General features: G+C 50.8%; 24 protein-coding genes. 11 read left to right on the top strand and 13 right to left on the bottom strand.

Annotation, left to right across the window (positions count from 1 at the left end; translation table 11 throughout):
• Positions 1-28: 28 nt before the first annotated feature.
• Positions 29-703 (bottom strand): GntR family transcriptional regulator, encoded by a 675-nt coding sequence (locus BMZ51_RS08155; protein ID WP_068005471.1) that lies wholly within the window; start codon positions 701-703, stop codon positions 29-31.
• A gap of 186 nt (positions 704-889) precedes the next feature.
• Positions 890-1,333 carry a YqaA family protein gene (locus tag BMZ51_RS08150; protein ID WP_068005473.1) on the bottom strand — a complete coding sequence of 148 codons (444 nt, stop codon included), beginning with the start codon at positions 1,331-1,333 and terminating at the stop codon, positions 890-892.
• A gap of 151 nt (positions 1,334-1,484) precedes the next feature.
• Here BMZ51_RS08150 and BMZ51_RS08145 point away from each other — a divergent pair, with 151 nt between their 5' ends.
• Positions 1,485-2,495 carry a proline racemase family protein gene (locus BMZ51_RS08145; protein WP_068005475.1) on the top strand — a complete coding sequence of 337 codons (1,011 nt, stop codon included), beginning with the start codon at positions 1,485-1,487 and terminating at the stop codon, positions 2,493-2,495.
• Positions 2,496-2,549: 54 nt separating this feature from the next.
• Positions 2,550-3,830: a glycerate kinase type-2 family protein gene (locus BMZ51_RS08140; RefSeq protein ID WP_068005487.1), complete on the top strand. Its 1,281-nt coding sequence runs from the start codon at positions 2,550-2,552 to the stop codon at positions 3,828-3,830.
• A 25-nt stretch (positions 3,831-3,855) separates the two neighbouring features.
• Here BMZ51_RS08140 and BMZ51_RS08135 read toward each other — a convergent pair whose 3' ends face one another.
• From BMZ51_RS08135 to asd, 4 genes are all read right to left on the bottom strand, one after another.
• Complete coding sequence (locus BMZ51_RS08135; protein WP_068005489.1) at positions 3,856-4,212, bottom strand: hypothetical protein; 357 nt, start codon at positions 4,210-4,212, stop codon at positions 3,856-3,858.
• Between the two features lie 96 nt (positions 4,213-4,308).
• Positions 4,309-5,622 carry an MATE family efflux transporter gene (locus BMZ51_RS08130; protein WP_068005491.1) on the bottom strand — a complete coding sequence of 438 codons (1,314 nt, stop codon included), beginning with the start codon at positions 5,620-5,622 and terminating at the stop codon, positions 4,309-4,311.
• Positions 5,623-5,696: 74 nt separating this feature from the next.
• Positions 5,697-6,494: a phytanoyl-CoA dioxygenase family protein gene (locus BMZ51_RS08125; RefSeq protein ID WP_068005493.1), complete on the bottom strand. Its 798-nt coding sequence runs from the start codon at positions 6,492-6,494 to the stop codon at positions 5,697-5,699.
• Between the two features lie 92 nt (positions 6,495-6,586).
• On the bottom strand, positions 6,587-7,498 hold the full coding sequence (asd, locus tag BMZ51_RS08120) for an archaetidylserine decarboxylase (protein ID WP_068005495.1): 912 nt from the start codon (positions 7,496-7,498) through the stop codon (positions 6,587-6,589).
• Positions 7,499-7,887: 389 nt separating this feature from the next.
• Between asd and BMZ51_RS08115 the strand changes: the two genes are divergently transcribed.
• Positions 7,888-8,397 (top strand): hypothetical protein, encoded by a 510-nt coding sequence (locus BMZ51_RS08115; RefSeq protein ID WP_068005497.1) that lies wholly within the window; start codon positions 7,888-7,890, stop codon positions 8,395-8,397.
• Positions 8,398-8,415: 18 nt separating this feature from the next.
• Here the strand turns inward: BMZ51_RS08115 and BMZ51_RS08110 are convergent, their stop codons facing one another.
• Both BMZ51_RS08110 and BMZ51_RS08105 read right to left on the bottom strand, forming a co-directional pair.
• Positions 8,416-8,886 (bottom strand): hypothetical protein, encoded by a 471-nt coding sequence (locus tag BMZ51_RS08110; protein ID WP_208979353.1) that lies wholly within the window; start codon positions 8,884-8,886, stop codon positions 8,416-8,418.
• A gap of 13 nt (positions 8,887-8,899) precedes the next feature.
• Complete coding sequence (locus BMZ51_RS08105) at positions 8,900-9,088, bottom strand: hypothetical protein (protein ID WP_074881918.1); 189 nt, start codon at positions 9,086-9,088, stop codon at positions 8,900-8,902.
• Positions 9,089-9,252: 164 nt separating this feature from the next.
• Here BMZ51_RS08105 and BMZ51_RS08100 point away from each other — a divergent pair, with 164 nt between their 5' ends.
• Complete coding sequence (locus tag BMZ51_RS08100) at positions 9,253-9,642, top strand: VOC family protein (protein ID WP_068005499.1); 390 nt, start codon at positions 9,253-9,255, stop codon at positions 9,640-9,642.
• 9 nt (positions 9,643-9,651) lie between these two features.
• Here the strand turns inward: BMZ51_RS08100 and BMZ51_RS08095 are convergent, their stop codons facing one another.
• Positions 9,652-10,248, bottom strand: a complete 597-nt coding sequence (locus tag BMZ51_RS08095) for a helix-turn-helix domain-containing protein (protein ID WP_208979352.1) — start codon at positions 10,246-10,248, stop codon at positions 9,652-9,654.
• A gap of 168 nt (positions 10,249-10,416) precedes the next feature.
• Here BMZ51_RS08095 and BMZ51_RS08090 point away from each other — a divergent pair, with 168 nt between their 5' ends.
• Entirely contained in the window at positions 10,417-11,205 is a 789-nt protein-coding gene (locus tag BMZ51_RS08090) for a class I SAM-dependent methyltransferase (RefSeq protein ID WP_068005502.1), read from the top strand.
• A gap of 13 nt (positions 11,206-11,218) precedes the next feature.
• Here BMZ51_RS08090 and BMZ51_RS08085 read toward each other — a convergent pair whose 3' ends face one another.
• Complete coding sequence (locus BMZ51_RS08085) at positions 11,219-11,878, bottom strand: Crp/Fnr family transcriptional regulator (protein ID WP_068005504.1); 660 nt, start codon at positions 11,876-11,878, stop codon at positions 11,219-11,221.
• A 96-nt stretch (positions 11,879-11,974) separates the two neighbouring features.
• Between BMZ51_RS08085 and deoD the strand changes: the two genes are divergently transcribed.
• The gene (gene deoD / locus BMZ51_RS08080) at positions 11,975-12,703 is read left to right on the top strand and encodes a purine-nucleoside phosphorylase (RefSeq protein ID WP_068005505.1); all 729 of its coding nucleotides are present in this window, start codon (positions 11,975-11,977) and stop codon (positions 12,701-12,703) included.
• On the top strand, positions 12,703-12,948 hold the full coding sequence (locus BMZ51_RS08075) for a YgjV family protein (protein WP_068005507.1): 246 nt from the start codon (positions 12,703-12,705) through the stop codon (positions 12,946-12,948). Before deoD ends, BMZ51_RS08075 begins: the two co-directional genes overlap by 1 nt.
• A 242-nt stretch (positions 12,949-13,190) precedes the next feature.
• On the opposite strand, the gene BMZ51_RS08070 is transcribed toward BMZ51_RS08075, so the two are convergent.
• A complete protein-coding gene (locus tag BMZ51_RS08070; RefSeq protein ID WP_068005509.1) occupies positions 13,191-13,643 on the bottom strand; it encodes an Lrp/AsnC family transcriptional regulator in 453 nt (150 codons plus the stop codon).
• Between the two features lie 119 nt (positions 13,644-13,762).
• Here BMZ51_RS08070 and rocF point away from each other — a divergent pair, with 119 nt between their 5' ends.
• The 4 genes from rocF to BMZ51_RS08050 all read left to right on the top strand — a co-directional run bounded on the left by rocF (position 13,763) and on the right by BMZ51_RS08050 (position 18,281).
• Entirely contained in the window at positions 13,763-14,689 is a 927-nt protein-coding gene (gene rocF, locus BMZ51_RS08065; RefSeq protein ID WP_068005510.1) for an arginase, read from the top strand.
• A 37-nt stretch (positions 14,690-14,726) separates the two neighbouring features.
• Positions 14,727-15,755: an ornithine cyclodeaminase gene (locus BMZ51_RS08060; protein WP_068005512.1), complete on the top strand. Its 1,029-nt coding sequence runs from the start codon at positions 14,727-14,729 to the stop codon at positions 15,753-15,755.
• Positions 15,756-16,019: 264 nt separating this feature from the next.
• On the top strand, positions 16,020-17,006 hold the full coding sequence (locus BMZ51_RS08055; protein WP_074881915.1) for a nucleoside recognition protein: 987 nt from the start codon (positions 16,020-16,022) through the stop codon (positions 17,004-17,006).
• A gap of 75 nt (positions 17,007-17,081) precedes the next feature.
• Positions 17,082-18,281 (top strand): nitroreductase family protein, encoded by a 1,200-nt coding sequence (locus tag BMZ51_RS08050; RefSeq protein ID WP_068005514.1) that lies wholly within the window; start codon positions 17,082-17,084, stop codon positions 18,279-18,281.
• 5 nt (positions 18,282-18,286) lie between these two features.
• On the opposite strand, the gene BMZ51_RS08045 is transcribed toward BMZ51_RS08050, so the two are convergent.
• Both BMZ51_RS08045 and BMZ51_RS08040 read right to left on the bottom strand, forming a co-directional pair.
• Positions 18,287-19,015 (bottom strand): MBL fold metallo-hydrolase, encoded by a 729-nt coding sequence (locus BMZ51_RS08045; protein WP_068005665.1) that lies wholly within the window; start codon positions 19,013-19,015, stop codon positions 18,287-18,289.
• Between the two features lie 192 nt (positions 19,016-19,207).
• The gene (locus BMZ51_RS08040; protein ID WP_068005515.1) at positions 19,208-20,503 is read right to left on the bottom strand and encodes an amidohydrolase family protein; all 1,296 of its coding nucleotides are present in this window, start codon (positions 20,501-20,503) and stop codon (positions 19,208-19,210) included.
• Between the last annotated feature and the right edge of the window lie 23 nt (positions 20,504-20,526).

The following is a 20,526-nucleotide window of genomic DNA, read 5'->3' as shown; positions in this document are numbered from 1 at the left end:
TCGGGAAAGCGGGGCTCCGGTCCCGCTTTTATTGAGGGAGAACCATCCCCTCCATGATTTCAAAGATCATTTTACGAATTTTATCTGCTGCTGCAGTTCGTAAGTTCTTTTGAAATTCTACCGCTTCGTGCGCTTTTCCCTCATTAATGAGTTTTAAAAGGTCTCTGTGTTCCTGGTTTGAATTGACCGGTGTTCCATAGGTTTTTAAGAGCATATTTCTTGCCCTTTGGGAACGTTCCCAAAGTTGCTGGAACACGCTCACCAAATGAATATTGCCACTGAATTTGACAATATCTTCGTGGAATCTTTTGTCAGCGGAGGCCCAGACGCTCAAATCACCGCGTTCTATGGAAAGTTCCATCAGCGTAATGGAATCTTCGAGGGAGGTCAGCTGCTTCTCGCTTACAGTTCTTTCTGCAAGTTTTCGGATAGCAAGCCCTTCCACCACCTCAAGAATTTCATAGATCTCTGAGATATCGCCCGCCGTAATAGGCAATACCCGCATCCCCTGGCGAGGACGCATTTCAACGAGCCCATCTTTCTGCAACATCAACATGGCCTCGCGCACAGGCGTACGACTCATTTCAAGCTGTGTCGCAGCTTCCTGTTCAAGCACCTGCGCTCCGGGACCAAGGTGGTTCTCCAGAATAGCTTGCTTCAACTTTCTATAAGCGATGGCAACGTTAGAAGTGGATGAGGGCATTTCCAAAATATATGTTTGAACGATGATCGCTTTTCTCTAGCACCCAGCCTGCATATTGTCGATACTTCCCCTAGGGAATCTCTAGGTGCATTGCACATATAATATTGGCTTTCCCTATGATATTTAAGGGATTCCACTGATAATTCAAATTTATCTAGATTATTCGCAAAATGCCAGATTCATGGATTATCCCTGCCATAGGATGACTGCGTAATACACAAACAAGTATCTTGCGATCTTTCCGATGGAGACGAGCACCAGGAAATTCAGAAATTTCATGCGAAGCGTGCCCGCAATTACGGTCAAAGGATCACCGATAATTGGCACCCATGCAAGCAGCATAGACGCCTGACCATAACGCTTAAACCAACGCACGGTTTTCTTGTAATGGTGCTCTTTGATCGGAAACCAGGACCTGTCCTTATAGTGGGATAGAAAGCGGCCACAATACCAGTTGAACACCGAGCCTGCCACATTGCCTAATGAGGCAAACAGGAGGAGCAAAACAGGGTTCCAGTCGCCAGCGATCAGAAGGCCACTTAAAGCCGCTTCTGATGACCCTGGAGCTAATGTTGCGACCAGAAATGAGAATGCAAACAAGCCACCATAGACACCAAAAGCCACGAGCATTTTAAGAAAAACTCCAAATCACTTGAGACATAATATTTCGCAGCGTATTGAGCCCTCCTCTCCTTGCAGGCTAAGAAGAAGCTCATGAGTGGCTCTATTCGAAAACAAAATGTTCGGAAATAAGGCATTCCGACTAGTTCTGGGGGAGAACATGTTGAAGCAACAGAAAATTGATGTTGTCGACATGCATACAGCGGGTGAACCCTTACGGATTGTTACACGTGGCTATCCCGAGGTTCTTGGCGAAACCATTTTGGCAAAGCGCCGATACGCGCGCGACACCCTCGACCATCTGCGCCAGTTTCTGATGTTCGAGCCGCGCGGGCATTTTGATATGTACGGCGCGGTCCTAGTAGAGCCCTCGCACCCAGAGGCGCATTTCGGGGTGCTTTTCATACACAATGAAGGCTACAGCACCATGTGTGGCCATGCAGTCATTGCCTTGGGAAGATATGCCGTCGATCACGGACTGGTTGCGGCGACCTCACCCGTTACGCAAGTGCGCATTGAGTGCCCATGCGGTTTGGTTGTTGCTTGTGTCGACGTAAAGGACGGAATTGCAGGTGCTGTTTCCTTCCGCTCCGTCCCGGCCTTTTTGCATTCTAAAGATGTCGTTGTTGATGTGAAAGGTCTTGGTGAGCTAGCCGTTGATGTTGCTTACGGTGGTGCGTTTTACGGATTGGCTCCAGCCTCAGCCTTTGGCCTTGATGTGCAAAAATCTAGCAGCCGAGATCTGGTGGACGCAGCCAATGCAGTCAGTGATGCAGTTCGTGCTGCGGTGAGGCTGCATCATCCTGATGACGCTGATCTGGCATTCTTGTACGGCACACTCCTAACCGATGGCAATGATGCGTATAGCCCTGATGCAACGGCAAATATCTGCGTTTTTGCTGACAGTCAGGTGGATCGCAGCCCGACAGGGTCTGGTGTCACTGCACGGCTGGCTGCGCAGGCGGCCAGAGGGCTGATTGCCAAAGGGCAGACCCGGCGCTTTGAAAGCCTGATTTCAACGTGTTTTGAAGGCACCTATTTTGAAGATGCTCGATGCGGGCAACATGATGCGATCATCGCGCAAGTTGCTGGCAAGGCGCATTACAGTGGCACTGCCACGTTCTGGCGTGAGCAGGACGATCCGGTTGGAAACGGCTTCCTGCTTAGATAAGACAATGACATAACAGTAGGCCGGTTATTTCGGTAGCAATCAGGATTTTTGGCAATGGTGGTTGATCCAAAGCAGTTTCTAAGTGATTTGTTTGATGCTGCTGTGGCATCAGCCCAACCGGATAAATGCATCCCACAGTATTTGCCTGATGCGCCAAAAGGTCGGCTTATCGTCATTGGTGCGGGGAAAGCCTCTGCTGCCATGGCTCGCGCTGTTGAAGACAATTGGGCCGGTGAACTGAGCGGCCTTGTGATAACGCGCTACGGTTACAATGTGCCTTGTCGATCCATCGAGATTATTGAAGCCGCTCACCCGGTCCCTGACGAGGCTGGACTGAACGGAGCCAAGAGAATGCTGGAACTCGTCTCAGACCTATCTGAAGATGATACTGTGCTTTGCCTTATCTCCGGCGGAGGGTCTTCTCTTTTGCCTCTCCCTTATGAGGGGCTTAGTCTGGAAGACAAACAATCCATCAATAAAGAGCTGCTGAGCTGCGGTGCGACGATCAGTGAAATGAACTGCGTGCGTCGCCATCTTTCGCAGATCAAAGGTGGCCGGTTGGCTGTTGCATGTCATCCTGCCACCGTCATCAATCTGCTCATCTCAGATGTCCCTGGGGATGATCCCATAAACATCGCCTCTGGTCCCACTGTTGGCGACCCGACCACCTGCGCCGATGCCATTGCCATTGTCGAGCGATACAAACTGACACTTCCAGATCGTGCATGGGTGATACTGCAACAAGGCCTTGGCGAAACCCCAGATATGACCGATCCACGGCTTAGCAAAGTTCAAAGCCACATGATTGCAGCACCGCAAATTGCGCTTGAAGCAGCTGCCTTAATTGCTCAGCAGCAAGGTATTCCGGCCTACATTCTTGGCGATAGTATTGAAGGCGAGGCCTGCGATGTTGGTATTGTTATGGCTGGTATAGCAAAACAGGTTGCCAGATACGGACAGCCCTTTCAGGCACCGTGTGTTTTACTTTCTGGCGGGGAAACCACCGTCACCCTCACGGGCGACGGTCGCGGAGGGCGAAACGTGGAGTTTCTGCTCTCTTTTGCCATCGCGATGGATCGCCAAAAGGACGTTTACGCCCTTGCTGGTGACACTGATGGTGTTGACGGGGTTGAAGAAATTGCCGGAGCCTATTGCGATCCCTCATGCATGGAAAGAGCCTGGGCGCAGGAGACCAACCCACGGCTCTCCCTTTCCAATAATGATGGACACGGCTTTTTTGAAGCCCTTGGAGACAGCATCATCACCGGACCCACATTGACGAATGTGAACGATTTCCGGGCGATTTTTATTGCGCAAAGCGATGCAGTTTCGTGACGCTTATACTCTTGCCATTTCTGCCCTAATCATCCTCAACATCCACACCAACAACCTTCGCCGGGCGGACACCAGCACAGCCGGCTCCCATCAGCGTATGTTCCACATCTGCATTGGAGTATTCCCGGTTTCTAATTGCGGGAACTTCAACCGTCCATGGCCCAGCGGCATCGGCGGGGTTACCACCATAAATCCACGTTCCGTTTGGCAAACAGCCCAGAATGTAGTTGTAGATCGTTGTCACACCCGGGTTTCGGCCACGTCCGCCGAAGGTAAAGTTCAACTCATGATCAGATGATGCAACAGCAGATTGAACGGGCATTGCAGATAAAGCGATCACAATGGCGACGGCCATTGACTTGCAGTCGTATTTGATTTTCATTTCTTCTTCTTTCTCATCTTACAGACGCATTTGCTTCGATGATCAAGACGCGTAAAATCAGAGACTGTGAATTTGTTTTGGAGATTCGGTCAACAGCTAAGCCAGAGCTGGTTCGCGAGGGCCTTTCCAAAACCGAAACTGCACGAAGAACAAACCAGAGCGATAGATGAAATCTGCCAAGATTACACCAGCAAGACCGTAATGCATTGTGCCACCCAACAGGTAGGCCAGAGGCAAAAACACGCACCATTGTGCGATCGCTGAGACTACCCAAACACGCCTGAACCTTTGCGCACCCTGCAAGACGAAGTTCGAAACCACACCCGCGACATTAATTGGCAAGATCAAGCAGGACAGTGCAAAAACAGTGAGGAGATGTGGGGCGTTGATGGTCTCTTCCAGTAGGAGGAAGAGAACTTCTTTTGCAAATCCAAACACCAGAAGTGCGTAGCACCCGACAATCAAAACAGCGCTCACTATAATTTTCATACCAAGCTGTTGCACTCCCATTTGGTCTTTTGCGCCAAGAGCCTGACCAACCTGATTTATCGCAACCGTTCCCAACGCGTTTGCAGCGTACAGCGGCAGCAGTGCCGTTTGGCTTATCACCTGATAGACGGCAACAACCAGGACGCCAAACTGGCCAACAATCCAATAGGAGGAAAGGAGGCCAAGCGCATAAATGGTTACTTGCGAAGCTGACAGTATTGCCTTGGTCACAATATCTAGGACTAGATGCGGCGTTAATGCGCCAAGCCTCAACTTTTGCTGAACAATCGCCTGAGCAGCCGCACTGGCGTAGAGTACTGCACCGCTGGCAAAGGCAGCAAGTGTACCGAGGCCGATTCCAACGACGCCAAGATCCGGCGCCCCAGCCATGCCAAAAGCCAGCATTACAGTGACAATTACGTTTATGATTTGGATAGATACACCGATGCCAGAAACAACCCAGGCCTTGCCAACGGAAATCAGCAAGCCTCTGGTTGCCGCACACACATAATAGAACGGCGTGCAATAAAGCAGGAATTTAAGATAGAGCATTGAGGCGCTTTGGACCTCTGCATCCGGGTTTAAAAAAGCAAGTATGTCCTCGATGAAATAGAAGGAAAGGCCCGTCAGGAAAGCCCCCCAAAGAACACTCAGTATCAGGCAGAGCACAAAGGCGTCCAAAATCTCATTGTTTTCTCTGCTGGTCATAAATTGGGCGGTGAATGACTGAATCGCAACCGAAAATCCATTTGAAAACGAGAACAAGACAAAAAAGAGCATTCCGCAAATGCCAATTGCGGCGACCGAGGGCGCACCAAAAAAGCTGGCGACAAATGTGTCTGTCCAGTTGGTGAAGAGAGCTGCCCCGCCTGTGAGAAAAAACGGTAGTGCTTGCAGATAGATTTTCCTAAAAGAAACCAAAGTTAGATGGCTTTCTAAATAAAAAAGGAGGTGTTTTGCGCAGGCTGCAATTAGCCTGTGGTTTCACACCGCCCTTAACCTTGGTAGAGGATGGGAAACCAGTCCTCGCGCAATGTTTGTCCTGGCTTCATGTTATGGCCTGGAAACGGCGGAGACGTTCGCCCTGGCCGTTCAATATAGCGGGCGTCATCCCCCAGCAACCGAAGCGAGAAGGCACGGCGGCGCTGGTTTGTGGTGTTGCCGCGCGCTCCGTGTAAAGTGTAGTAATTAAACGCGACAGCGTCCCCCGGCTCCATTTCCCACTCGCGGATCTGCATCCCTTCTGCATCTGGGTCCGGCACTGGCATATAGGCATCATTGTCGGCGTAGAAGTTATCCTCTGAGAGCCAACGGGTCGGCAAGACAGCTTTCTCCCAGGTATGCGAACCCGCAACGCACCGCAATGTTGCGGCCTTGACTGCATCCATCGGAGACCAGAAGCTGACAGTCTGTCGTCCCTCAACAAAATAGTAAGGCCCGTCTTGATGCCACGGGGTAGCTTTTGAGGTTCCCGGTTCTTTGACCAGCACGTGGTCATGAAACATTTGAACGCGCTGGGACTGCATAAGGTCCGCTGCAACTTCAGTAGCTGGTGAGTGTTTCACCACCTCAGCAAATTGTGGGATGCGTTGCCAGTTGCAGTAGTCGTCGAAGAAGCGACCGCCTTCCCCTGCCTTCAGGTTTTCAGCGGCGTATTCACCCGGATTGCCCATATTGTAATCAATGCCTTCCCGGATCTGGTCGACATAATCTTTGAAGAGGCCTTTCACCAGCACAACACCCTCGCGCTGATAGGTATCAATATGGTCTTGAGTAATGAGCGACGAAGGCATTGCACAATCCAGCTGTTGGGTCAGAACCCAACCTTAGTGGAATGCGCAATACTATAAATACAACTTAAGATAGGAACAGGATACGTGCTGACTTAAGCAACCTTTACACCCTGCAAAGCGGTGGCGAATGGCTGGCCTACTTTGACCAGCGTTTCTTTGCCGGCTGCACTGTTTGCGATAAGGTCATCCCTGAACTTTACCGTGCCGGGTTCAAACACAACAACAACCGTTGACCCACCAAACTTGAAGTAGCCCTTTTCGTCCATCTTTTCGACATGGCCTGCTGTCTTTGTGTTCACGATACTGCCTACACCGAATGCGCCGACTTCCACGTAACACATGGTGCCAGCATTCTCAGTTTTGATGCGGGTGTAACAGCGCTTGTTTTCGCCAAACACATCTGGCCCAGCCCCAAGAGCAATCGGGTTCACAGAGTGATAGGCGCCAGGAAGCGCTTTTGCATCAATGATCTCGCCTGCACACGGGAAGTGATAGCGGTGATAATCTGCAGGACACAGGCGCACAATCGCCAGAGCACCACCAATGTACTGCTCTGCGATATCCGGCAGCATTTTGCGGATTGAGAACGGGTGACCCTTCACCGGTACAAACGTATCCTCCTCCAACTCAGGAAAGACCAATACGCGCCCATCTGCTGGGCTTACAATGGAATCTGACGCATTATCGAAGGGCCGCGTCCCTTCTTTAAGGTGACGGATGAAAAACTCATTGAAGGACGCAAAGCTGGCCTGCGGATCTGCAAATTCTTCAGTATCGATATCCAGTTCGTCAATCGCACTTTGGATTTTGCTTTTGGAGAGTGGGCTATCGTAATACCAGCCCATTGCCTTGCTGAGTGCAGAGGAACGGAACAGCAGCTTTTCAATCACGCTGGAGCTGGAATCCTGATAGGCCCAGCGCATCCACTTCTCTCCCAGAACCGTTTCTTCAAACGCTTTACCAGTTTCACGGTCAATCACGATAATGGGTTGTTTCTCAGACATCTGGCAGCCTTACACGCAAAAGGAAGAGGCTTTACTAGGTGAGATACAGATAGAAGGCAAGGGTTGTACGCCAGAATGCAAAGGCTGAGTGGTCGCCCTTTCAATAAAGAAACAGAAACTGAATGAACTGATGACAATTCAACAAAGCATCAGCACGCATAAACAAACCTAAATTACAAAAATCCCATACCAACACTGTTCCCGGTGGCTCAAGAATTGAAACGCACATCAGCAAAGTCTGTGAAATCGCTCAGGTTGTGCGCTTATGGATTACTACACCGGTGGCTTGAGACAGTTTATTACCAATCAGCGTTTGAATATATTTGGAAATATTTGTCTGCAACCCTGCGTCCATAAGAAACTATTTTAATCAGGGATTGGAACGCAGGATGAGACATTTCTTAAAGGCAAGTCTGTGCCTTGTGACACTGGCAGGTCTGGCAGCATGCGAGACAACAACTGTCGGACAAGGCAACTTGGGTGGGCGCAATGTCGCGTTTCATGTTACCGAAGGCGCCCTGAGTAATGATGCTGCTGTGACAGCAACCATGCCAAATGGGACTGTGTATACTGGCAAGCTCGTGACAGCCGAAGTTGTAACCACCACTGTTGGAACAAACTACATGTTCGACGATGGGTTCGATGATTTTGATGATTTCGACGACGGGTTTGATGACGGTTTTGGTGGCTTTGGTGGCTTTGGTGATTTTGGAGGCGGGCCGCTTCTGGTATCAACGGACATAACGACCTATAGCCCATATGCGCGCGGCGTGCTGACCAGCGGGAACAGGAGCATGCGCTGCAAAATTACATTAAGCAATCCAGCAGAAGGTTTCTCAGGTGGTGGCAATGGCCACTGTAGACTTTCCAGTGGCCGCGTCTTCCCTGTGACGTTCTAGAGGTTCGCAAGGATAGGCTCACACCTCAGCGTCTTCAAGCTTCTTTGGCATGCCGCGTCCGTTGTTCCACCACCGGTTCGGGTTATCGCTTTTGGGGTTATAGGCCGCCCTGCTGGCCCAATCTTCGCGCAGGAAAATGACCGGCTCTTCATAGTGATGGGCGTAAATGATTGCGTCCATGACTTTTTCGAGCTCCTTAAGGTCTCGCTCGATAGAGATTTTCAGCTCCACCATGGGGTAGGTTTCGGTCATACCTGCTTGAAAATTCTCAATGTGAGTTGTGGTCGTAGAGTGCTCTTCAGGTTGCGAGGTTTCTTTGCCCAAGGCTGAGATACTCGCATTGCGCTGATACCGCCCGAAACTGAGAGGGTGAACTTGCATTACAGCATCTAAAATACGGTCTGTGTCTTCTGGCAGCGTCTGAATTTCGATCGTCCAGACTGGTTCAAACCGCCCCGATTTTGCTTTGTAGGCCGACAGATCACTCATAGAATCTCCAGTGTCAATTTGGGTCTCGGGATTTTCCGGAGAATGTACCATAGAGCCCGACAAGGCCAGCCATGCAGATGAATGCCCCTGCGATTACATTAAAGACAGTTCCTTCGTAAAACGCAGTGTAGGCGAAGTACGCTCCATAACCGCTGATAAAGCAGGTAATAATCACATACAATATGCTGCGAAAATTGCGCATTCGTGAGCCTCGCTGGCTGGCAGGTGCATCGCTGGAACCTATCAGATTCGTTCTAATTTACACATAAATGTGAGCTATGCTCTGGTGATGAGTATGTCGCTTTTTTTCAATACGCATCAGCAGCGCTTCGCTAGGATCTTCCTCCTGAAAACGGGAGGAAAACCATGCATTTGAAATACGTCATTTTATACGTTGAGAGCCCGCGCGAGACCATCGACTTTTACTGTAAGGCATTTGGTATTAAGCCGGGCCTGATCACCGAAGAAGGAGCTTATGGCGAGGTAAAAACCGGTGAGACAACGCTATCGTTCTCCTCTTTCAAGCTGATGGAAAATCTGGGTAAAAACCCATCTCAGGCGGATGCAAGCAACCCGTGTTTTGAGATTGCATTTCAGACTGAGGATGTTGCTGGTGACCTTGCCAAAGCATTGGCTGCAGGTGCTGAGCTCGTTCAGGAGGTGAAAGAAGAACCTTGGGGGCAGACGACATCCTACGTGAAGGACATGAACGGTTTTCTGATTGAGATTTGCTCGCCGGTCACCACTCCGGCGTAATAGGGGAGCTTAGCCAAAGGCGACCGATTGGGCTTGCTGTCTGAAGCCTATATTTGCGACGAACTGCATTGGCGAAGTGCCGAACCAGCGTTGGAACTCGCGGGTCATGTGAGCTTGGTCAGAGAAACCGTTGTCCAAGGCGAAGTCGGCCCAGTTTTGAGCAGACTCGATATGGCGGGCTGCTTTGCGAATACGGGCCAGCTGGCGCCAGTAGACCGGGGAGCGGTTGGTGTGGCGCGCCAGCGTGCGCTGCAAAGTTTTGAGCGTCACTCCCAACGTTCCAGCGGAGGCGGCAATAGACAGTTGCTCCTTCTGGATGCAGCTCAGCGCTTCAAAGACCTTGTTGTTTAGGCTGGTTTGCTCTGCCAGCTGTTCGCAGATCCTTGTTTCGTCCCAGGACTTCAAGCTATTGAGTGCTGCAAGCAGTGCTGGCTTATTCACCTGTGTTCCCGGTTTGAGGCGAAAGCCGATCATGCGCTTTACGGTGATGCGTTCGATTTGGTGCGGCTCGTCAAACAGTTCTGAAACTTGCCATGAAGGGCGCTCGCCTTTCATCTCCGTAACGATCAGATCTCTGCAGCCATCTGGTAGAATTGGTCCTGACATGCCAAGTTGACCTGAATAATACCAGATTTGCGCAAGGGTCTCGGGCAGAAATCTATCAGTCTGATTGCGCTGCAAACCTAGTTTCCCTTTTTGCTTGCTCGTACCTTTCGTTATTCATAGACTGCTACTTGTATTCCTTCAATTGTATTTACAAAGATTGGATAGTTCATGCCAGTCGATGTTTCTAAGCAGTACAAGACCAGCAAAAACCTAAGGACGAGGGCTAATCTTCACCGAACTTATGCAAATAAGAGCTGGTTCAACTGGGCCTGCGGTCAGGCCGGTTTTAAAGCTGGTAGCAATATCGCCGACATAGGCTGTGGGACAGGATGGTTCTGGGATCAGAACCAGAATGCACTGCCATCCGGCCTTTTTGTTTCATTGCTGGATCAATCCGCGCAGATGGTTGCTGAAGCTCAGGAAACATTGGGTAAACTTTCCGCAATCACGCAGGTGAGCGGGCATGTTGAAATCGCCGAGGCGTTACCGTTTGAAGATGCATCCTTTGATTTCGTTATGGCATTGCACATGGTTTACCATCTCAGCGATCCCGACAAAGCACTAAATGAGATGAGGCGTATTCTGCGACCTGACGGGAAAGTGATGATTGCGATTAATGACAGTTCCAATCTCAAAAAGGTCTATGAACTTAATAGCCAAGTTTTTGATGTTGCGCCTGTTGATCCCTCGACGGTTATGGCTCCCCCCGCAAAGGTAGCCGCGATGCTCGCGCAGCGCTTTGATAAGATAACGCAGCTCATCTATGAAGATGTATATGCCATTGAGAATGCAGAGGTCATCTTCTCAACATTGACCTCCTACCCACCGGGCAGCAATGCCACTGAGGAACAGCAGGCACAGCTCATTTCTACTATTGGTGAACGTTTAGAGCAGAGCGGCGGGATTATTCGGTCACCTCACAAGGTTTTGCTGTTTATTGCAGAAAATCCACGATAGGCCGAGCTTTCGGTTATTGCTCTTCTTCGGCCAGATAGCGTTCCAGTTTGTCCTTATCGGCGACTTTGAGCACACGGCCTGTCTTTTCAACCAACCCCTGCTCCAGCAGCTGGCTCACAGCACGGCGATAGACTCGCTCTGAGCAACCAAAGCGCTCGGCCTCGCGAAAGACGCGTTCAAACTGGAGGGGAGGCTTGTTGCCCAGCTCACGAAGCAGCAAATCCTTAGCAATGTTATAGGCCAGTGGGTACATGAAGTGCGTTGTTACCCTGTCCATCACACCTTGATAGGTATCTGCCAGATATTGGCTAAGCCAAATGCCCACATGCGGCTTTTGGGCAAGCAGCGTTTCCAGGTCCGCTTTGGGGATCACCCGCACGCTGACATCACCATCGCAGCGGATATCAAACTGGACTGGTTTTCCGGTTAAAAATTCGATCTCGCCATACAAGCGATATTCAAGGCTAAAGCGGCCATGACTAAAGCGTCTTCCGTTGGCTGCGGTGTAGCTGACGGTACAAAATCCGTCCTCCACCCAGTATAGGTGTTCCAGTATCTGGCCTTGCCGGAGCAAATAGTCACCGGCTTCCATTCGGCGCAAAACAAATGGACCGTTTTTGATCCATTGGGTCACTTCCTTATGTCCGTTTTGAGCAAGGGTTTTAATTGTCATTTTTGCGCTATTTAATTGAACGATACGGACAATTGTCCTGTTTTTAAACCTGAGATATTTTTAGCCTGCTCCTTGCAAGCTGCATAGGAGAATCTGATGACACCGCATATCAACGCCCAGACTGGAGACTTTGCTGAAACAGTCCTCATGCCGGGTGATCCGCTTCGCGCAAAGTATATTGCTGAAACCTATCTGGAAAATGTCCGCGAAGTAACAAACGTGCGCAATGTGCTCGGTTTTACTGGGGAATATAAAGGCAAGCCAGTTTCCGTTATGGCACATGGCATGGGTATGCCGTCCATCTCTATCTATGCTCATGAGCTGATCAATTATTACGGCGTGAAAAAGATCATTCGCATCGGCAGCTGCGGCGCTGTTGACGAAGAGCTGAAACTGCGTGATCTCATTGTGGCAACCGGTGCCAGCACCTCTTCTTCCATGATCCGCGACCGCTTTGCTGGTTATGACTACGCTGCAGCACCTGATTTTGGCCTGTTGCGGACCTGTGCAGACACAGCTGACAAACTGGGCCTCTCACCACGTTTTGGCAATATTTTGTCAGGTGATCTGTTCTACGGCTCGAACCCTGCTCTGTTGCCTGCAATGCAGAAAATGAACGTTATGGCTGTTGAGATGGAAGCAGCTGCGTTGTTTGCCATTGCAGCAGAATTCCGCGTTAAAGCGCTTTGTGTGCTGACCGTTTCTGATCACCTTATCACCGCTGAAGAAACGTCCTCTGAAGAACGTCAAACCAGCTTCAACCAGATGATGGAACTGGCACTGGAAACTGCGTACGCAACAATTCCAGAACCAGTAGACGCATAATGAACATGGAACTTGTAGGCTACCTTGCCTCAATCACTGTGATGACGTCTCTGCTCATGAGCAACGTCTTGTGGCTTCGCGTGATCAATATGATCGGGTGCTCTTTGTTCACCCTCTACGGATTATCCGTTGCTGCATACCCAGTGGTCTTGCTCAATGGCATGTGTGTGCTCATCAACATCTATCACTTGGCAAAACTGAGAAAACAAAAACAACAACAAGAACTTACGACAAAAGAAGCGTAAGGCTCTCGCCTCAATAAGCCAAGAACCTAAACTAAAAGCCGGAGAGCGGAAACCCGCCTCCGGCTTCTTTATATACAGGCCCACCGTTATGGGCTGATGCATCACAACACAGTCATGCTTTCACTGGCTCCGACCAGCTGGCTGCATGAAAGATCCAAGCCATTGCACATCAGGTTGAAACCAGCTGGCGGTCTCAGAGTTTTTGCAAAATTGAATATTCTGTTCTCAGGACTGCTTTGAGTTTAATCTAGTACTACGTTCCGAGTGGCGTTGCTGGTGCGCTTTGTTGAAAGCAGCAGATTGGTCTCACTGGCGGCAATGCCATCGATAAGGCGTACACGACGTAAAACATCATCAAAATGGACCAGAGTGTCCGTTCCCAATTCAATGATTAAATCCCATTTGCCGTTTGTCGTGTGCAATGCGGAGATTTCAGTCATTTTATTGAGCTGGTTGACAATGCGGTGTGTGCCTTTTCCCTCAATCTCAATCATCATGATGCCGCGAACAGGTTGTTCGAAAACATCCCCTCGAAGCACCACGGTATAGCCGAGGATATCCCCGGCTGATCTCAGGCGTTCCATGCGCGTGCGGACCGTTGAGCGAGAAATCTTCAGCTCAAGGGCTAGATCCGAAATACTCGCCCTCGCATTTCTACGTAGTATGGCGATGATTTTTTGGTCTATTTCGTCCAAAGTGCGTAACCTTACTTACCAAATTGGCTAATGTGACAACCATTTTGATCACAATGCCAGCTTTCTACCGCCACTTCCACAAGGATAATACCCATATCGGGTTAAAATAGGAAACGGGAATGAAAAATACCGTCGTGCTTATAGGTGCACCAGTACAGACAGGAACCAACATTCAGGGCTGTGTGATGGGTCCAGATGCACTGCGCACTGCCGGGCTGCAAGGCTCCTTAGAAGCACTGGGTTACTCCGTTATAGATCGTGGCAACGTTTTACCAGAGCCAGGTCCAAATCGGGTTCATTCTAACAGTGCTGTCCACCATTTGAGTGATACAATCAGCTGGACTGAGAAGCTGCATGCCGTCGCATTGGAGGAAATGCGAGAAGGTAGTTTGCCGCTGTTTCTGGGTGGGGATCACTCCATGGCAGCAGGCACAGTGAGCGGGATTGCTCAGGCAGCAGAAGAAGCAGGTGAAGAACAATTCGTGCTCTGGCTTGATGCGCATCCTGATTTTCATAATCTGAGCACAACAAGCAGTGGCAATTTACATGGCACACCAGCTGCATACTTTTGCGGACTCTCCGGTTTTGAGGGCTACTACCCAAAGCTGAATACGGCAATCAAACCTGAAAACATCTGCATGATGGGTTTACGTTCCGTTGACAACCCAGAGCGATCTGCCCTGCAAAAAGCTGGCATCGAGACTTATGATATGCGCAGGATCGATGAAAATGGTGTCGTCAAACCGGTCACCGAGTTCTTAAGCCGTGTGAAAAAGGCAAATGGCCGCCTTCACGTGAGCTTTGATGTCGACTTTCTGGATCCAGATATTGCTCCAGCGGTTGGAACTACAGTGCCAGGCGGCGCAACCTTCCGCGAGGCTCATCTGATTATGGAAATGCTCTGCGATAGCCAACTCGTTACGTCCGTTGATCTGGTCGAGCTCAACCCGTTTTTGGATGTGCGCGGGCGCACAGCGACTCTGATGACAGATCTGGTTTCCAGCTTGTTTGGTAAGCAAGTGCTGGACCATCCAAACCGGGCCTGACCTTTAAAATAACAAAGCTTTTAGATAGGAAACCCCAATGGTCCAGTTCGTAAGCGTTTCTAAAATATTAGAATTGGTCAACAAACACGGTATTGAAAATGTCCTCAAGGGCATGACCGAGTATGTCGAAGAAGATTATCGCCGCTGGCCGCTGTTTGATAAAACACCGCGCGTTGCAAGCCACTCTAAAGTTGGTGTTATTGAACTTATGCCCACCAGTGACGGGCAGCTGTACAGCTTCAAATACGTCAACGGTCACCCTAAAAATACCAAGGAAGGCAAGCAGACAGTTACAGCATTTGGGATGCTGGCTGATGTGGATACGGGATATCCGTTCTTTTTGTCTGAAATGACCGTTCTGACTGCTCTGCGGACTGCTGCTACCTCTGTTATGGCAGCAAAACATCTGGCACGCCCGGACTCCAAGACGATGGCAATCATTGGGAATGGTGCGCAATCTGAGTTTCAGGCACTGGCGTTTAAGGCGGTGATGGGCATCACCAATCTCCGCCTGTATGATATTGATGCAGAAGCCACGGAGAAGTGTGCAGCCAACCTTGATGGCAAGGGCTTTACCATCACCATCTGCCGCAGTTCAGAAGAAGCAATCACCGGGGCTGACATCATCACCACGGTGACTGCCGACAAGCAGCAGGCGACCATCTTGACTGACAACATGGTTGGCGCTGGCGTGCACATCAACGCAATTGGTGGTGACTGCCCTGGCAAGACCGAGCTGCACAAGGATATTTTGCTGCGCTCCAAGATCTTCGTGGAATACCCTGAGCAGACCCGTATTGAGGGTGAAATCCAACAGCTGGACGACGACTATCCGGTTGTAGAGCTTTGGGAAGTGATTACTGGAACAGCTCAGGGACGCGCGACGGATCGCGAGATCACGCTGTTCGATTCCGTTGGCTTTGCCATCGAGGACTTCTCTGGTCTGCGTTACATCTACGATCTGGCGAAGCAGGAAGAAGACAGTCAAGATTTGGAAATGATTGCAGATCCTACTGATCCTCGCAACCTCTTCGGTCTTTTGGATATCAAAGAAGCGGCCGAGTAAGAGCATCACGTTCTAAAGCTCTTACCTTCTTGTCAAAGCGTTGCAAGCGCCTGTCCCTGTGGCAGGCGCTTTCGTTTTTATAAAGCTGGAATATTTGAGAAATATGGTTGTGAGGCTTGAGCAAAACGCTATTTCGCCGCAACCAGAAACAATTTAGAAGTTTCCTCAGGCTGTTAGCGAGCGGATGGGCTTCCTCTTGCTTCCCCACCTTCCTTTACCTGCAGTGCCTTTAATAGCAGAGGCACGCGCTGCTCTGGTCTCAAAATGAATAGTTTTACCGCTGCTTGCAAAAAAACCGGAAAAGATTCCGTTGAGCTTTTCTGGATCATGCTCAAAACCATGGTCCCCGTTATGATCCTTGTGCGCGTTGGCATGGAATTTGGCATGGTTGACTATCTTGGCACCGTGCTTGAGCCTTTGATGGGCTTGATGGGCCTACCTGCTGCTGCGGGTCTGGTTCTTGCCGTGGGCTTGCTGGTGAGCACCTATTCTGCTGTCGCTGTGATGATCAGCATCTTGCCGCTGCTGTCACTGTCCGTTGCTGATGTGACGGTGCTGCTTTCTGTCGTGCTTATTGCGCATGCTTTACCATTGGAACAAAGCATCTCCCGGCGTGCCGGTATCAGCTTCATTTTCTCCTCTGGTCTACGGTTTGTAGTTGGTATCAGCTACGGTATCGTGCTCAACCTGATCTACTCAAAAGGAGGGTGGCTGCAAGAACCTATGCAGCTTTCCTGGCTGCCATATACACCAAGCATCGATGAAACATGGTTGCAGTGGGGGTATTCCAGCACATCCCTGCTCTTCACCTTGTTCTGGGTCATTCTTGCGCTGATTGTTTTCCTGAAACTGTTGGAGCTGATGAAGATCACCGATCTCATCGGCTGGTTACTTTCGCCCCTGCTGCGGCTTATGGGCATCAGCAAGGCGGCAACGCCGATCACCATGGTTGGTGTGTTGCTGGGGTTGTCTTATGGCGGTGGGCTGATCATCAAAGAAGCGCAGGAAGGTAAGCTCTCCTCTCGTGATGTGGTGCTGTCGCTCTCGTTCATGGGCATTTGCCATGGCTTGATTGAAGATCCGCTGGTGATGATGACGTTTGGCGCCCACTGGTCTGGTGCCCTTCTTGGACGGTTCGTGTTCTGCGTTGCCGCAATGACTGTGATTTCACGACTGATCCTGATGGTGCCTGAAGATGCGTTCAACCGGTTCCTGTATCGTCCCGGACCAGCGGTCAAGGCTGCTGTGTAAGACGTAGCCTTTACGCAGAAACTGATCGTTTTTGAAAAACACGGTTTGCTCACCTTGCTCTGCTAGAACGCTCGTATGATCCTCGGCCATGCCGGTTGGGGATCTTTGGGCAAACGTAGAGCAGCGAGCAACGCTATGCCACCCGATACACCGCAGTCCACGCCAAATGAAGCCTGGTTTGAGTCCACGTGGTGGTGGCGCATTAAGATGAAGCTGCAGTGGACGAGTTGGCTGCAATACATTCCTAATCTGCTTGCGGGCATGCTGATGCTGCTGCTTGGTGGGTTGGGGGCATGGTCAGGCGTCTGGCCGTTGCTGCTACGCGACCTGCCTTTGGTGGTTTCAGCGCTCCTTTTTGCAAATCTCCTCTTTGATATTGCGACGGTGCGTTATGGGTTCCACCCAGCTGAGCCGGTTCCTCCACCTCCTAATTATATCGATGTTTTTGAGGTGATGCGGGCGCGTGTTTCCTGTCGTTCCTTTCAAAAACAAGCATTGACAGAAGAGCACCGCAAAACAATTCTATCGCTCGCTCAGCAGCAAAGTCGCCCGGAGAACTGCTTAAGCCCCTACCCCATCCGCTTTGAATATGTCGATAATCCGCTCGTGGTTTGGCCTGCTGTTGGGACACGAGAGTTTCTGGTTGCCATCGCCCCAAACGCCTACCACGAACTGGCTGTTGTTGATGTGGGGCGTAGCTTACAAAAGGTGGTCATCGAAGCCACTCGCATGGGGCTTGCAACCTGCTGGATCGGTCCTGGAGCGGATCATAAAAGCATCATCAAGCAGCTTGGCGATCGGTTTGTTCCTGAACGTGACCACATCATTGGTGTTTGCGGCTTTGGCTATGCCTCCCGGTATATTCCTCTTTCAATCCGGCTGATTACCAAAACACAACGACACCGCTTAGATACCTGTGAGCTCTTTTTTACCGATACATCTTTCTCACATTCCGTTGACCTAAAAATCAAAGCATATGGCAACCTTTCGCGATGCTTTGAAGCGTGTCAGTGGTCCCCCTCCTCCTACAATGCACAGCCCACCCGCGCCGTGGTTGTTGCTAAGAAGGACGCCCTCATTCGTGTTGACTTTTGTGCTGCGAGCCATTCCCGGTTTTATGCCATGGTCGCGCTAGGTATTTGGGCTGCCAATTGGGAAGCTGGCGCTGCTGCGCTTGGCAAACACGGAGACTTCGTCGAGCTAACAAAAGACCAAAGAGGAGACGGCCCATTTCCAGATTTACCACGCTATGTGGTTTCCTGGAGTGAGAGGTGACGCTGTTACTTGTCGTGTTCCTTCAGGAAGTCATTTATGATTTCGTGCAGCCGTTGACCGTCAAAGCTGGGGAAGTGGCCTCCATGAATGGTGCGCACTGGAATATCGAGCAAGCGCTTCATGCTGGCGATGTAATCGCCCATGTCTGAGTGGTAGCAGTCCGTTACGAGTGGGCCATCATATACGATATCCCCCGCGATCAGCGTTTCAGTCGCCTTTTCCCAAAGCGCTATCCCGCCCGGTGAATGGCCCGGAGTATGAACCACCTCGAAGTGGCGATCACCGATGGTCAGCACCTCGCCATCCTCCAGCAAATGACTGGCAGGGGCTGGTTTGACAGCATACTCGCTGGACTTATAGGGCTGAGGCGGGAGAGCGTCGAAAATGTTATCGCTCACATAAGGGTCAGCCAGTGTGTTCTTGCGGGTTGGGTGCGCCAGTAGCTCCGCTTCGGCTTTATGGACCAGTCGATGAGGAAATTCGTGGTGGCAACCAATATGATCAAAATGCGTGTGGCTGGCCACAGCCATGACCGACTTTTCAGCGGTCAGAGCCACATGCTCACGTAGGCTGACAACACCCATGCCACTGTCAACGAGAAGATCTTTGTGCCTGCCCCGAATATGCCAGATGTTACAGCGGTAGAATTGCTTGATGTAAGGCTCATCGATCAGCGTGATGTCATCCGCCATCCGTGTGGTGCGGTACCACTTGCTTGCAGAAATACGTTCCATCGATCTCCCCTTCCAGTCATTCAACTGCTCAGACAAGTTCATCATAACCAGCTCTGAGGGCAAGGGGGATAGTTTTATTTAGGGCTTGCGCTTCGGTTTTGCTTCGAAACAAAACAGTTCAGAAAAAACGCATTCCACGCAAACCAACGCACATTACAACGCAAACTCACTTGAGGGGGTGATGTCCCCCTTTCAGGCATTGGTATGGGGTGAGTAATCCGCCGCATTCACAGTTTTCGGACGACCTTCCAACGACAGGTTGGTGAGACGTGGCGCTGTTTGAGCGATAACCTTGCCACGACGCACGACCGCCAAGCGGGTTGCCTTCAGGCGGATTGCCTCGATCGCATCATGTGCCTGCAAAAGAACGAAATCCGCATTGCCGCCAACTTTGACGCCGTAATCCTCTAAGCCCATGATTTTGGCCGAGTTTGTGGTCACCGCCTCAAAACTATAGCGCAGGTCATCACGGCTGGCGAGCTGGCCTACATGCAGGCCCATACTGGCGACTTCCAGCATGTCTGCGTTGCCCAGCGAGTACCATGGGTCCATCACGCAATCATGGCCAAAGCCAACGGTGATCCCATAGTCCCGCAATTCGCGCACCCGCGTTTGGCCCCTGCGTTTCGGGTAGGTGTCATGACGGCCCTGAAGCATGATGTTAATCAGCGGGTTAGCGATTGCATGAACATCTGCCTCTGCCATGAGTGGCAGGAGTTTGGAAACGTAGTAATTATCCATGGAGTGCATTGAGGTCAGGTGCGACCCGGTCACACGCCCTTGCATACCCAAGCGCTGGGTTTCAACAGCAAGTGTCTCTATATGACGAGACATTGGATCATCGGATTCGTCGCAGTGCATATCCACGCGTAGTCCGCGTTTTGCTGCAATCTCCATCAAGGCCGTGACAGAGCGCGTACCATCATTCATGGTGCGTTCAAAATGCGGAATGCCGCCAACAACATCCACGCCCATATCCAGCGCGCGGAGCAAGTTGCTCTTAGTAGTCGCAGAGCGGTAGAAGCCATCTTGCGGAAAGGCAACCAGCTGCAAATCGATATAGGGCGCAATGCGTTGCTTCACGTCCAGCAGCGCTTCAACACCTAATAGGCGATCATCACAGACATCCACATGAGAGCGGATTGCCAACAGGCCCTGCGAAACAGCAAGGTCGCAATAACGCAAAGCCCGTTCAACAACAGCATCAATGGTGAGCAGTGGTTTCAGCTCTCCCCACAGGCTGATGCCTTCCAGCAAGGTGCCGCTTTCGTTCATGCGCGGCAAGCCCAGCGAGAGCGTTGCATCCATATGGAAATGCGGGTCGATAAAGGGCGCGGATACAAGCTGCCCCTGCGCCTCAATCACTTGCCCGGCGTCTGCGGTAATATCCTTCTCGATGGCAGTTATTTTGCCGCCTTTGACCGCGATGTCGACACCAGTTTCGCCGGTGGTCAGAACCGCGTTTTTTACGAGTAAGTCTAGTGACATAACCACTGCCTTTTGCTTGGAGC

The organism is Pseudovibrio axinellae (assembly GCF_900110875.1).
Taxonomy (GTDB): domain Bacteria; phylum Pseudomonadota; class Alphaproteobacteria; order Rhizobiales; family Stappiaceae; genus Pseudovibrio; species Pseudovibrio axinellae.
The sequence above is the reverse complement of the archived record's forward strand: the minus strand, read 5'-3'. Positions and strand labels throughout refer to the sequence as shown.

Coding starts and splice junctions, on each gene's coding strand:
- BMZ51_RS08155 (WP_068005471.1), bottom strand. CDS start 703: ATGCCCTCATCCACTTCTAACGTTGCCATCGCTTATAGAAAGTTGAAG.
- BMZ51_RS08150 (WP_068005473.1), bottom strand. CDS start 1,333: ATGCTCGTGGCTTTTGGTGTCTATGGTGGCTTGTTTGCATTCTCATTT.
- BMZ51_RS08145 (WP_068005475.1), top strand. CDS start 1,485: ATGTTGAAGCAACAGAAAATTGATGTTGTCGACATGCATACAGCGGGT.
- BMZ51_RS08140 (WP_068005487.1), top strand. CDS start 2,550: ATGGTGGTTGATCCAAAGCAGTTTCTAAGTGATTTGTTTGATGCTGCT.
- BMZ51_RS08135 (WP_068005489.1), bottom strand. CDS start 4,212: ATGAAAATCAAATACGACTGCAAGTCAATGGCCGTCGCCATTGTGATC.
- BMZ51_RS08125 (WP_068005493.1), bottom strand. CDS start 6,494: ATGCCTTCGTCGCTCATTACTCAAGACCATATTGATACCTATCAGCGC.
- asd (WP_068005495.1), bottom strand. CDS start 7,498: ATGTCTGAGAAACAACCCATTATCGTGATTGACCGTGAAACTGGTAAA.
- BMZ51_RS08115 (WP_068005497.1), top strand. CDS start 7,888: ATGAGACATTTCTTAAAGGCAAGTCTGTGCCTTGTGACACTGGCAGGT.
- BMZ51_RS08110 (WP_208979353.1), bottom strand. CDS start 8,886: ATGAGTGATCTGTCGGCCTACAAAGCAAAATCGGGGCGGTTTGAACCA.
- BMZ51_RS08105 (WP_074881918.1), bottom strand. CDS start 9,088: ATGCGCAATTTTCGCAGCATATTGTATGTGATTATTACCTGCTTTATC.
- BMZ51_RS08100 (WP_068005499.1), top strand. CDS start 9,253: ATGCATTTGAAATACGTCATTTTATACGTTGAGAGCCCGCGCGAGACC.
- BMZ51_RS08095 (WP_208979352.1), bottom strand. CDS start 10,248: ATGTCAGGACCAATTCTACCAGATGGCTGCAGAGATCTGATCGTTACG.
- BMZ51_RS08090 (WP_068005502.1), top strand. CDS start 10,417: ATGCCAGTCGATGTTTCTAAGCAGTACAAGACCAGCAAAAACCTAAGG.
- BMZ51_RS08085 (WP_068005504.1), bottom strand. CDS start 11,878: ATGACAATTAAAACCCTTGCTCAAAACGGACATAAGGAAGTGACCCAA.
- deoD (WP_068005505.1), top strand. CDS start 11,975: ATGACACCGCATATCAACGCCCAGACTGGAGACTTTGCTGAAACAGTC.
- BMZ51_RS08075 (WP_068005507.1), top strand. CDS start 12,703: ATGAACATGGAACTTGTAGGCTACCTTGCCTCAATCACTGTGATGACG.
- rocF (WP_068005510.1), top strand. CDS start 13,763: ATGAAAAATACCGTCGTGCTTATAGGTGCACCAGTACAGACAGGAACC.
- BMZ51_RS08060 (WP_068005512.1), top strand. CDS start 14,727: ATGGTCCAGTTCGTAAGCGTTTCTAAAATATTAGAATTGGTCAACAAA.
- BMZ51_RS08055 (WP_074881915.1), top strand. CDS start 16,020: ATGAATAGTTTTACCGCTGCTTGCAAAAAAACCGGAAAAGATTCCGTT.
- BMZ51_RS08050 (WP_068005514.1), top strand. CDS start 17,082: ATGATCCTCGGCCATGCCGGTTGGGGATCTTTGGGCAAACGTAGAGCA.
- BMZ51_RS08045 (WP_068005665.1), bottom strand. CDS start 19,015: ATGGAACGTATTTCTGCAAGCAAGTGGTACCGCACCACACGGATGGCG.
- BMZ51_RS08040 (WP_068005515.1), bottom strand. CDS start 20,503: ATGTCACTAGACTTACTCGTAAAAAACGCGGTTCTGACCACCGGCGAA.